Source organism: uncultured Pseudoalteromonas sp., from assembly GCF_963922945.1.
Lineage (GTDB): Bacteria > Pseudomonadota > Gammaproteobacteria > Enterobacterales > Alteromonadaceae > Pseudoalteromonas.
This window is the reverse complement of sequence record NZ_CAWUKC010000011.1, coordinates 59,265-70,786: the sequence shown is the minus strand read 5'-3', so window position 1 is coordinate 70,786 and position 11,522 is coordinate 59,265. Positions and strand designations below refer to the sequence as shown.

At 40.3% G+C, this 11,522-nt stretch carries 15 protein-coding genes; 8 read left to right on the top strand and 7 right to left on the bottom strand.

Annotation, left to right across the window (positions count from 1 at the left end):
- The coding region (locus AABI99_RS04420) for a multifunctional CCA addition/repair protein (protein ID WP_338363756.1) at window positions 1-1,105 on the bottom strand (1,105 nt) is incomplete at its 3' end.
- Window positions 1,106-1,230: 125 nt separating this feature from the next.
- On the opposite strand from AABI99_RS04420, the gene AABI99_RS04415 reads away from it, so the two are divergent.
- The gene (locus AABI99_RS04415; protein ID WP_004586108.1) at window positions 1,231-1,458 is read left to right on the top strand and encodes a hypothetical protein; all 228 of its coding nucleotides are present in this window, start codon (window positions 1,231-1,233) and stop codon (window positions 1,456-1,458) included.
- Here the strand turns inward: AABI99_RS04415 and AABI99_RS04410 are convergent, their stop codons facing one another.
- The 4 genes from AABI99_RS04410 to AABI99_RS04395 are packed head-to-tail and all read right to left on the bottom strand — an operon-like array spanning window position 1,459 to window position 5,309.
- Window positions 1,459-1,959: a DUF1543 domain-containing protein gene (locus tag AABI99_RS04410; protein ID WP_338363751.1), complete on the bottom strand. Its 501-nt coding sequence runs from the start codon at window positions 1,957-1,959 to the stop codon at window positions 1,459-1,461.
- 20 nt (window positions 1,960-1,979) lie between these two features.
- Window positions 1,980-3,329, bottom strand: coding sequence for a sigma 54-interacting transcriptional regulator (locus AABI99_RS04405; protein ID WP_338363749.1), 1,350 nt, complete (start codon window positions 3,327-3,329; stop codon window positions 1,980-1,982).
- A gap of 2 nt (window positions 3,330-3,331) precedes the next feature.
- Window positions 3,332-3,853 (bottom strand): hypothetical protein, encoded by a 522-nt coding sequence (locus AABI99_RS04400; RefSeq protein WP_338363747.1) that lies wholly within the window; start codon window positions 3,851-3,853, stop codon window positions 3,332-3,334.
- Window positions 3,854-3,857: 4 nt separating this feature from the next.
- The gene (locus tag AABI99_RS04395; RefSeq protein ID WP_338363745.1) at window positions 3,858-5,309 is read right to left on the bottom strand and encodes a HAMP domain-containing sensor histidine kinase; all 1,452 of its coding nucleotides are present in this window, start codon (window positions 5,307-5,309) and stop codon (window positions 3,858-3,860) included.
- A gap of 301 nt (window positions 5,310-5,610) precedes the next feature.
- On the opposite strand from AABI99_RS04395, the gene AABI99_RS04390 reads away from it, so the two are divergent.
- The 6 genes from AABI99_RS04390 to AABI99_RS04365 all read left to right on the top strand — a co-directional run bounded on the left by AABI99_RS04390 (window position 5,611) and on the right by AABI99_RS04365 (window position 9,313).
- Entirely contained in the window at window positions 5,611-5,844 is a 234-nt protein-coding gene (locus AABI99_RS04390) for an EF-hand domain-containing protein (RefSeq protein WP_338363744.1), read from the top strand.
- A gap of 24 nt (window positions 5,845-5,868) precedes the next feature.
- A complete protein-coding gene (locus tag AABI99_RS04385; protein WP_089348497.1) occupies window positions 5,869-6,096 on the top strand; it encodes a hypothetical protein in 228 nt (75 codons plus the stop codon).
- Window positions 6,097-6,252: 156 nt separating this feature from the next.
- Window positions 6,253-6,489, top strand: coding sequence for an EF-hand domain-containing protein (locus AABI99_RS04380; protein ID WP_338363739.1), 237 nt, complete (start codon window positions 6,253-6,255; stop codon window positions 6,487-6,489).
- 8 nt (window positions 6,490-6,497) lie between these two features.
- A complete protein-coding gene (locus tag AABI99_RS04375; protein ID WP_338363737.1) occupies window positions 6,498-6,734 on the top strand; it encodes an EF-hand domain-containing protein in 237 nt (78 codons plus the stop codon).
- A 125-nt stretch (window positions 6,735-6,859) separates the two neighbouring features.
- On the top strand, window positions 6,860-8,515 hold the full coding sequence (locus tag AABI99_RS04370) for an amidohydrolase (RefSeq protein ID WP_338363735.1): 1,656 nt from the start codon (window positions 6,860-6,862) through the stop codon (window positions 8,513-8,515).
- Between the two features lie 120 nt (window positions 8,516-8,635).
- Window positions 8,636-9,313, top strand: a complete 678-nt coding sequence (locus AABI99_RS04365) for a FlgO family outer membrane protein (RefSeq protein ID WP_286245118.1) — start codon at window positions 8,636-8,638, stop codon at window positions 9,311-9,313.
- Between the two features lie 51 nt (window positions 9,314-9,364).
- On the opposite strand, the gene AABI99_RS04360 is transcribed toward AABI99_RS04365, so the two are convergent.
- Complete coding sequence (locus tag AABI99_RS04360) at window positions 9,365-9,595, bottom strand: uroporphyrinogen decarboxylase (RefSeq protein ID WP_338363732.1); 231 nt, start codon at window positions 9,593-9,595, stop codon at window positions 9,365-9,367.
- 485 nt (window positions 9,596-10,080) lie between these two features.
- Here AABI99_RS04360 and AABI99_RS04355 point away from each other — a divergent pair, with 485 nt between their 5' ends.
- Window positions 10,081-10,737, top strand: a complete 657-nt coding sequence (locus tag AABI99_RS04355; protein ID WP_004586096.1) for a Crp/Fnr family transcriptional regulator — start codon at window positions 10,081-10,083, stop codon at window positions 10,735-10,737.
- 151 nt (window positions 10,738-10,888) lie between these two features.
- On the opposite strand, the gene AABI99_RS04350 is transcribed toward AABI99_RS04355, so the two are convergent.
- Complete coding sequence (locus AABI99_RS04350; protein ID WP_338363730.1) at window positions 10,889-11,455, bottom strand: phosphoribosyltransferase family protein; 567 nt, start codon at window positions 11,453-11,455, stop codon at window positions 10,889-10,891.
- Between the last annotated feature and the right edge of the window lie 67 nt (window positions 11,456-11,522).

Here is an 11,522-nt window from a genome sequence, read left to right as displayed (position 1 = left end):
TAAAAATTGCACGTAGCTTAGCTCCTTGCGGATAGGGCTTATCTACGAGCGTTTCTCCGCGCCCTTGCGCATCACATTGGCATGCCTGGGTAAACGAAATAAACCGCTCAGGGTGCACTAAAGCATTTAAATTAGTGACAATTAATTTATGAATCGTTTGTGGCCTTAATTGCTCAAGCGTATGGCATAAGGTGTGATTATCGCTGGTGAGAACGCCAATATCGCGAAAGCGGTTAGGCACTTTTAAACGCTCACAAAACTTTTCTACTACGGCTACCCCTTCGCGCTCATGGCCGCGTAAATTACCGCGTTTTTTATAGCTCAGTGCCTTGCCAAAATCATGAGTGAGTGCCGCAAAGCGTGTTTCTAAATTAAAGTTTAAATCGGCAGCGCGCCTAAGTACCATCATAGTATGCACAAACACATCGCCTTCAGGGTGGTGATTGGCAGGTTGTGGCACCCCCTCCATTTGCTCTATTTCAGGGAAAATACCTAAACCATGCAGTGCTTGAAAATACAGTTCTGGGTGTTTTTCACCCAGTGCTTTTTCGGTTTCAAGCCATACGCGTTCGGGCACTAAATGATTAAGCTCACCTTTGCTTTTAAGCTCGCGCATTAATGCATACGTACTTGGGTGAATACGCCATTCACTTCCGTAACGCGCCAAAAAACGCGCTATGCGTAATACCCTTACAGGGTCTTCTACAAAGGCCTCTGTGGTATGGCGCAATATTTTATTGTGTAAATCGCTTTGGCCATTAAAAGGGTCAATAACAGTGCCGTTTTTATCTAGTGCCATTGAGTTTATGGTTAAATCGCGACGCGCTAAATCTTCCTCAAGGGTGACCTTAGGGCTAGCGTCTACCACAAAGCCAGTATAGCCTTTACCACTTTTTCGCTCAGTGCGACCCAAGGCGTATTCTTCTTTTGTTTTTGGGTGTAAATAAACCGGAAAATCACTACCTATAGGCACAAAACCAAGCGACTCCATAGTTTGGGGTGTTTCGCCTATAACAACATAGTCGTTATCTTTTGATGCTATATTAAGTAGCTGGTCGCGTACCGCGCCACCAACAAGGTAAACTTGCTTAAGGTTGTGTTTCACTGTTTATCCTAATCACACTGGGTGGTTATTTGATATCGATCATACCATTAAAATCACCATAGTTTGCCAAGCTTAAGTAAGCTCATTACAATAGCGCTTTATTTTAAGCCATAGCCTTATACTCAATGAAAAATCATTCATCAAAAAAAGAACTTATGCTACTGCCTATATTACTTGTGGTTATTGTAATGTGCGTGGCGGGTCACTTTTTACTACAGGCTAACTTTCAAGATAGCAACATGGTTGAATACATGTTGGCAGCGCTGCCCTTTGCGATGTTTGGCCTCGTTATTGTGGCATTTAAAATGGCGGCTAAAAGCGAAGCCAATGAGCAAAGCGAGCAAGACTCCTAATCAAAGAATATAATACCCAAACCAATCAGGCTTTATTGGCTGAGCATGCCCACTTGGCGTAAGCTTGATATTTAATTGGCTGTCGAGTAAATCTATTGCAAAGCAGTCATCGACATCATGTAAATCATCTTTATGAATATGGCTAAGGCCTGCAAGCAAATCGCTTTTAGCGCGCTGCTTGGCCTCTGCTGCGCTACTGGCAACATATAAGGCAAAGTCGTGTTGCTCTGCCATAGAGTCACTTCTGTAAGCGCCTAAATTAACAAAGTACAGCTGCTTATTTTGTTCAACATAACTATCAACGACCTCTACTTTATAACCGTCGATATGGTTAATTGCCATGTAGCTATCCATATGCACATTGTTTTTATCGCCCACCCATTGGCTTTTTAGTTTTGAGTAGATTTGCTCAATGTTTTGCCCTACGACAAAACGAATATCGTGCATTTCTATGTGGCAGCCTTGAATTCGCCCGCCTAGGTACACCATAAATAACTGCATTTAATAACCTTACTCTTAAATTACACTAAATTATCGACATCAATATTGTGTTTTTTTATTAGCTTATAAAAGTCTGAGCGGTTTCGTTTAGCAAGCTTTGCGCCTTCGGCTACGTTTCCACCGGCCATTTTGAGGGTGTTTATTACATAATCGCGCTCAAACTCTTTTTTAGCATCATTTAAAGAAAGCGGCTCGGCACTGGCCTCGTTTGAGTTAAGTGCGTTTAGCACTAAGTGTGCAGAAATTACCTCGCTGGCGCTTAATGCGACCACTTGCTCTACAACATTTTGTAACTGGCGAATATTCCCAGGCCAGTCGTAACGTACCAGTGCATGCATGGCATCGTTTGCAAAGCGCTTTTCTTTTTGGTTCATACGTTTAGCAATACTTGCGCTAAAGTGCTGGGCAAGCAGGCTTATGTCTTCGCGGCGCTCACACAGCGGCGGCAATTTTAAATTAACAACATTTAGTCGGTAGTATAAATCTTCCCTAAATTGTTGATTGCTAATCGCATCGGGTAAATTTTTATGCGTAGCCGATACAATGCGCACATCAATAGGAATTTCTTCTTGAAAGCCTACGGGGCGAATCGTTTTTTCTTGTAATACACGCAGTAACTTAACCTGTAAGTTAAGCGGCATATCGCCAATTTCATCTAAAAATAAGGTGCCACCCTGCGCTTGTTGAAACAAACCTTGGTGATCTTTCACCGCCCCTGTAAATGCGCCCTTTTTATGGCCAAATAATTCTGACTCTAAAAGCTCCCCTGGCACTGCACCACAGTTAATAGCCACAAAAGGCCCTTCACTTACATGGCTGTGTTGATGAATCGCCTGAGCCAATAGCTCTTTACCGGTACCACTGGCGCCCGAAATAAGCACATTTACTTGGGTTGGCCCCAATAATTTAACTTGCTCAAGTAGGTGTAACATAGCGCCACTGCGCGTGACTATATTACTTTTTTGAGGCGATTCTTCTGCGTTTACGCCATGTATTTCAATCGCTTTGGCTAGGCTATCAAAAAGCTCATCTTTATCTACCGGTTTTGTAATAAACGCAAAAATACCTTGTTTTGTCGCCTCAACCGCATCGGGAATAGAGCCATGCGCTGTCATCATTATTACCGGCAGTGCTGGGTAGCGGCTTTGTAATTGGCGATGCAGTGCCATGCCGTCCATTTCGTCCATACGCAGGTCAGTTATAACTGCATCAAACACTTGGTTTTTAAGAACTTGCAATGCAAGTATGCCGCTTTCGCAAGTTGTTACTTCATACCCTTTCGACTCGATTCTTAGCGCGAGTAATTTAAGTAAACTTGCATCATCATCAACAAGTAATACTTTTGCACCTTGTGCTGTGTGTGTTGCCATGATTACTGCTCCTTCGTGTCTTCGCGTAGTAATAACTGTTGCTCTATTGTGGCTAAAGACGATAACGTTTGCTGCATTTTATCATTTAACGCTTGCTGCTCTTTTAGCGCATTGATTTGCCGAGTAACATGCTGCTTTTGAAGCCATAAATATTGTTTAATCGGGTCTGGCCAAAAGTAGGCTAAATCGAGTTTTTGTAAGCGCGTCATTACCTCTTCGGGTGCACTTGAAGTGTTAATACACATGTATTTAAAAAAGCGTTTTAGCTCTTTTTCGCCTAAATAAGTGTGTAGGCTTGGTTTTACTTTAAAACCACCACATTGATTAGCATGCCATGCAACAACACGTGCTGCGCTGGGGTAAACGGGGTCACTTTTAGGACGCTTTTTAGGATTTGGCACCGCATTTTTTGCAGGTGCAACCTCCTGTGACACAGCTGCTGTTTGTGTGTTATTTATTTCACAGCCAGCTAAAATAACCGCACTACTGAGCACACATAAAATAGCTATTAAACGCGTACGCATGCTATTAAACTCCTTGATTAATTAAAGGTATTTTTATTGTAAATAAGCAGCCTTGAGGCTGGTTATGCTCAACACTGAGCTGACCTTGTAACTGCTCAACCGACTCTTTTACTATGGTTAAACCTAGGCCACTGCCTTGCAGCGTAACATCTTTATTATGCTTACCTTGGTAAAATGCGCTGAAAATCTGGTTTTTTTCTTGCTCTTTAATGCCGCAGCCTTCATCGCGCACTTGCATTATTAATAGCTTTTGCTCAAGCGTTAAGGTTACATCAACACTTTGCCCTGTATTTGAAAATTTTAACGCATTAGAAATGAGCTGAATGAGGGTCATTTCTATCAGCTCTGCGGGTAATGCAAGTGCCTGTTTTGTAATGCTGTTGTGCCAATTTAAGCGTTGCTTCTTAGCCGTTAAGCGGTGCTCAAAATGGCTGTTTATTTTATTTATTAAATTATCAAATTCGACTTCGCTTACGCTGTTTTTGCTGGTTCTGATAGCGTTATAACTAAGTAGGCTGTCAATCATAGTACGCAAACGCACCATCGATTGACTAATAAGTTCAAGTACAGCTTGCTGCTCTTTTGTAATAGGCCCGACTATTTCATCGCTAAGTAAATCGGTACCCTCAACCATTGAAGCCAACGGCGTTTTAAGCTCGTGGGTTACATGGCGTAAAAAGGTATCTTTTTGTTGCTCAAGCACATGTAGCTGCTCTTGCACCCATTGTAGTTTTTCGCCCAATTCCACCAGCTCACTTGAACCTTGCACCGCTATTTTTTGCTGCCAATGCCCTTGCCCTAGTTTATCTATTACCGACGTAAGCCCTTTTAAACGTTTACTTATGCGCCATAAAAAACCTCCACCAACAAGTAAAGTAAGCGGTATAAGCGCCACTAACCAGTTAATAAACGAGCTTTGCAAAGTACTTAATTCGCTTTGGTTGTTTTGAATTTGTGCCGCATTTGTATCACGCAACCATACCGTAAGCTCAGCCACTAAATCGCTAATAGGCACAAATAATGCTGCATCTTGTTGGTTATTTTCAATTAAAGCTTGATGTGTGCTACGTAATATTGTTGCTAAGCGACACCATTGCATAGTGTATTGTTTTGAAGCACTATTTTGGCTCAAAGTATCGATTGTTTGTAATGAGGATTGCCATTTTTCGTTTATTAACGTGTCGAGCGACTCGCTTTTTAAAACCCAGTTTTGACGCGTTGCCCGCTCAAGACTATTAAGCTCTTGCTTTAAAAAGTTAAACGACTTAGTAACTTGGTAATTATTACTGACAATAAGCTGAGTAACAGCGAGCTGCTTATTTAATGCATTTAAAAAAACAATAACCACTAAACTAAGCGGCAGTAACGACAGCAGCATACTTATTATAAACTGACCTATTAAGTTTGGCCGCCAATTAAGCATTGCACGATACTTGTTAGCAAGCGTTACAGGCATTATCATTTCCTTTTATTGTTTTAAGCACTCTATTTTAGTTACTTACCTTATACTCTCGCTGAATCAACTTCTATATTTAACCCAACATACCCACCTGTTGCTATTTAGCAACACGCTAAGTGATTGATAACTATGCTAAGTGTTAATACTGCGTACTGCCTGTTGCAAAAATAACACACATTTGAGTAAAAAATTCCGACCAGCGCCCCATGAAAATCATAAGCCACTGATTTTAAAGAGCTATTTAAATTGGCACTATTTTTGTAATAGTGAGTGCAACTTTAATCAATAAGGAAATTAAATGAACAACCGCTTTTTAGTAATTTTACCCATGCTAGCTTTTGGGTTTGTGGGCACAGATGCAATAGCTATGGACGTTCAAGCTACATTTAATGAGCTAGATAAAGACAGTAACGGCACACTTAGCGAATCAGAAGCGGGTGAAGATGCCGTGTTACACGAAAACTTTTCACAAATAGACACTAACCAAGATGGCCAGTTGTCGCTAAGTGAATTCAAAAAGTTTATTCAATAAATTCATTTAATAAGGAACATGATTATGAAACAACTTATTGCAGCATTTTCTTTGATGTTTTTAGCCATTAGCGCCACGGCCTTAGCCTCTTCTGTCAATATTCGCTTTGCACATTTAGATAAAAATATGGATGGGGCAGTATCGCTTGCAGAAGCAAAGCAAGACAAAGAAGTCATGAGACAATTTGCCGACTTAGACGAAAATGAAGATAAAGAAATCTCAAAAGAAGAGTTTCAGAACTTTAAACCTTAATTAAGTTTTACTTAAGCTTTTACCTAGTAAAGTAAGCCTTAAAGCATTTGCCATAATCCCTGAGGGAATGTGTAAACGGATTTAATGTTGGGAAGTTAAATTATGGCAAGTGCTTTTTTTATTTACCTATAAACACTGTATGTTGGAAGGAAAACCATGAAGTGTGTTTTTTTTAGTGTTATCGCTATTACCATGATCAGCTTTAATGCTGTTGCGCTAGATGTTAAACAGCGTTTTAACCACCTTGATGCTAACAAGAATGGCTTTTTAACCGAAGACGAATTAGAGCCGCAACCTCAGCTACTCAGCACCTTTACTCGCTGGGACAAAAACCAAGACAAACAAATTTCACTCCTTGAGTTTAAAGACTATTTAACCAATAACCTTTACTGAGTATAAGTATGAAAACTGTAAGCTATTTAGCGCTTGTTGCGCTAGGCCTTTTTAGCGATGCAACCCTTGCCCAAAGTACAGACATTGCCGATAAATTTAAAAAGTTTGACCGTAACCACGACGGTTTTTTAACACGCTCTGAAACCGCCGTAGACCCCGCTCTTTGGTCACGTTTTTCAAGTTATGATAAAGATAAAGACGGCAAACTTACTCTCCTTGAATACGGTATATACGCCAGTAAATAACCCTATGTCGAGCGTAAATGCCTATTCCTTTGCACTTACGCTTTTAAGCTATCTATCTCAGCCTATTGGTATTCTAAAGCGAGTTTGCTAGTGTTATTTTATTAACAATAAAAAATAGCATACCTATGCATTTAAAAAAAATAATTAAGCCCCTCCTGCTTGCTAGCGTATTTATAAACAGCGCGGCGATTGCGCAAACCCAGGTCATCTTTAATGCCAATGGTTATACACCTCTTTATCAAGGGGGCGTTAAAGCGTTTTCTACATTAGTAATTAAAGATGGCAAAGTCGTCAAAACGGGCGATGATAGCCTTAAAAGCACCTTTCCAGGAGCGACCCTCATTGACGCCAAAGGAAATACCTTATTACCTGGACTCATTGACGCTCACGGCCATGTTATCGGCCTCGGTGATAACTTATCGCAACTAGATGTACGCGGTGCTAAATCAGTTGATGAAATAAGTGCAAAGTTAAAAGCGTTTGCAAAAAACAAGCAAGGCTGGATATTAGGGCGAGGTTGGAACCAAGAGCTGTGGAGCGACACCCGCTTCCCAACCGCCAAAGACTTGGATAAAGTGGTCAGTGACCGCCCTGTGGTACTTTCGCGCGTTGACAGCCATGCGATTTGGGTTAATAGCAAAGCATTAAAACTGGCAGGCATTACCAGCGCAACCAAAGCGCCTAACGGCGGCGAAATTATAAAAGATGAATTTGGAAACCCAACTGGTATTTTTATTGATAAAGCAGAGTCGTTAATAACTCAGCATATGAGCGCCCCTACCAAACAAGCAATTAGCGACTCGTTAGATGCCGCAGGCGCGCATTTATTAAGCTTAGGAATTACCTCTACTCATGATGCCGGTATTGATAAAACCACTTGGGAAGTTTATAAAGCGCGCAGCGAGCAAGGTAATTTACCACTGAGAATTGTTGGGATGTTAAGTGCAGCAAGCCCTGATTTAACCGAAATGCTTAAAGCAGGGCGCTACCAAGATGCCAGCTCGTTTATGTCTATCCGCAGTGTAAAAGTGTATGCTGATGGCGCACTCGGCTCGCGCGGGGCTGCGCTAATTGATGACTACGCAGATAGAAAAAACCACCATGGCCTCATGCTAGAAACCCAAGCCAAGCTTGAAGAGCTATTTACTTTAAGCTTTAAAAATGGCTTTAGCGCCAACACCCATGCAATTGGTGATAAAGCCAATAAAGTGGTGCTGGATGCTTATCAAAACGTGTTTAAACAAACCGGCGGTATTTTACTACGTAACCGTATTGAGCATGCGCAAATTGTTACCCCTGATGATATTCCACGTTTTAAAACGCTAAAAATAATTCCATCTATGCAACCAGTACACGCCACCTCAGATATGCATATGGCAGAGCAGCGCTTAAACGATGAGCAATTACAAGGCGCATATGCCTGGCAAACATTTTTAAAACAAGGCTCTGTGATTGCAGCAGGCTCTGACTACCCAGTAGAGCTTGCCAACCCGTTTAATGGCTTGTATTCAGCCATTACCCGTATGGATCATAATATGCTGCCTGAAAACGGTTGGCGCGCAAGCGAAGTGCTAAGCCGCGAACAAGCTTTGAGAGCGTTTACACTGGGCGGCGCGTATGCAGCGCACCAAGAGTTTAAAATAGGCAGCTTAGAGCACGGAAAGTGGGCAGACTTTATTTTAATAGATAAAGACTACTTTAAAGTTCCTGTGGATGAGATTTATAAAACACAGGTTTTACAGACTTGGATTGCTGGAGAATTACGCTTTGAAATAGAATAGGTTACAAAATAGGCAAACTAAAAAATAAATGAATTTATTATGAATATTTATTAAAGTAATTAAAAAGTATGTCGATAAGTGAAGGTATTTAAAAAACCTCTTATGTTTCAGGAAGAAAACATGTTATCTAAAAAAATATCTCTTACTTTATCGACTCTTTTTACTTTATCACTCTCTGCATGCTCTACTCACCCAGTTTATAATGGTCATGCTCCCCATAATAATATTGGTCATCATAACGCTCATAGCCGCTACTCAGACATTCACCAACCTCGTGTAAATAATTGGCAATTTCCTGAAAATAACTATCGCCCTATTAACAGTAGTAAGTTGTTAAGTAACTATACAGAGCAATTAGCAATGAAGCTGATTGAAAATATGAACTACATCAACAGTGGAACCCCTGTGGCAATTACTTCGTTTGTGAATTTAGATGACAATTTACAAACCACTAATATATTTGGTAATCACTTAGCTGAAAGCTTTATTACTGAAATGCAGGAGTTTGGTTTGTCTGTGGTTGATTACAAGCACACAGGTGCTGTGCATGTAACCCCATTAGGTGACTTCTCGTTTAGTCGTAATGGTAAAGAAATTAAAGGTTATCCGCACATCGAATACACTTTATCAGGCACTCTAACTTATACAAATCGCGGTGTTATTGTTAACGCTCGAATTATTGGTGCGAAATCTAAAGTGGTGGTCTCATCTGCAAAAGGGTTTATACCAAGCTTTGTTGTTGAGTCACTTTACCCAACTCGCAGAACTGATGGCATTGTTTTAGACGCGGTGCTTTAAAACAAAAAAAGGGTTAACTTAAATGTTAACCCTTTTTTTGAATTTTTAGCTTCACACTTCTTTGACTTTTGGCTGTCGGTATAGTTTTATCAGGTGGTAAATATTTACCAGTGCTAATAAGCCATTAGTAAACGCAACAGGCACAGCGCCAATAGCCAAACCATATACAGTAAATACAATACAGCCAAACATATTATACCAACGCAGTTTTACTACATCGGTCATCGTTAACGATGCAACCAATAAAGCTGATGCAATATAACCTAAATATTCCCAACTCAATTGTTCTCTCCTACCCTTTGGGTTAGCATTACGCTAATGCTAACTTGTGGCACTTGTCAGTGTTGCAACGTTTAATACCAATGCGCAATAATACTCAGTTATTTTACGAGGCTAAACGTGTCGCTATCTGCGTTAAAAGATGCTCATTTACGACCGCATGGATACAGTAAGGTAGAGCAATGCGGAGCAATTGCCGAGAACAACTAAATAGCTATTTTTTGACTAGCTACCAACACGTTTTTGCAAACTCAAAATTAATCACTTAGTTAAGCTGATTGGTATAAAATAAAAAACTAACTTGCTTAAAAAACCTTAAAAAGTATATTGGTTGTAGCCAATTACTTCCTAAATCATTACACGGGAAATGAAGGCATTGCGTAATTAGCAAGGCTAAATACAGTAGCAAGTTAGTGTAAATTCTTAGAGCCTTAATAATATCGTCATTAAGGTGTAATAAATAGGACAATTGTCCGAAGAGCATATTGATGTTTCAATACCATTTTTCTAGTTATCTTGTTGAACAGTTACTCACCTTTGCAGGAAGTAGCTATCAACAATCAAAAAAAGAAGTGCTGATCCACCAAGATCAACCACTTAGTAAACTTGTGCTGGTACGCAGCGGAACTATTTCATTTAGTTATGATGTAGGTAACGGACGCCGCCTATTATTAGGCCAGTTAGATTGCAACAACACTCTTATTGGGGAAATAGAAGCACTTAACAATAATCCTTGTATTTACACTGTTACCTGTTTTAGCGATGTAACTTACAACTTAATAGAGCTTCGTCACTGGCGAGCGTTGCTTTTAGAAAAGCCAGAGCTGAGCTTATACACCGCGCAAACCATTGCGGCTAAATTTCAAGAAAACCAAAAAATTAATTTAGATAAGTTACTGCTGCCTTTAAGCTACAACATTGCTAAAGACTGTTTACTAAGGGCCGAGAATAATAACCCAACGCTACTGCGTGCATATCCAACGGTTAACGCCGAGGCAGAGCGCTTTGCAACCACTGAGCGAGCGTATCGTCGTGTGGTAACTGAACTGGTTGAAAAAGGCTTAGTACAGCGCAGCTCTCACGGACTAAAAGCCGTCGATACACAAAGTTTAAGTGACTATGTAGATAGCTTTGCCCAGCTTTAAAGAAGCTAAAAACGGGCACAAAAAAAGGCCGTTATGGCCTTTTTTAGTTTGTAAGGTTTTTAATCCCAGTATGCTATTGAGCTACTAAATTTAGGAGTTAACACTTCTGGTTATTCGCCTTAAATAAACAACGCAATTTTGCGAGCGGATATTACTTATCTAATAAAATATCTTTAATATTTACTAAATCAGATTTACCTTCAATAATTTCATCTGGCGTTAAGCCCGATAACTCATGGGGGAATACTAACCACTCTTCTGACTCGTGAATAAAGTAATCTGGCACCATGTCTACTTTTGAGTTTTTTGGCTTATAGTATGGGCATGCTACACGAATATCGCGCGGTAAGTTTAAACGCATAAGCTCAGAAAGCTTTTCTTTTAGTGCAAATATACTGCGGCCAGAGTCAAACACATCATCTACAATTAGCAGTGAATCGCCTGCATTGGCGTTTTCTACAATGTAGTGTAAACCATGTACTTTTATTTCTTTAGATTGCTGGCCAATTCCATAATAAGACGATGTACGCACCGCAATGTGATCAGTCTCAATGCCTTTATAATCGTAGTATTCTTGCACAGCAATACCAATAGGTGCACCACCTCGCCAAATCCCAATAATAAAGTCTGGACGAAAGCCATCTTTATAAACTTGTGCCGCTACGCGGAATGAATCTTCAAGTAGCTGTTGAGCTGTGATGTAGCACTTATCTGACATAGTTTAGAACCCCAGTGGTGAGTATAACATTTGGATGTAGGCACTTTAGCCAATAATTAAACACCCA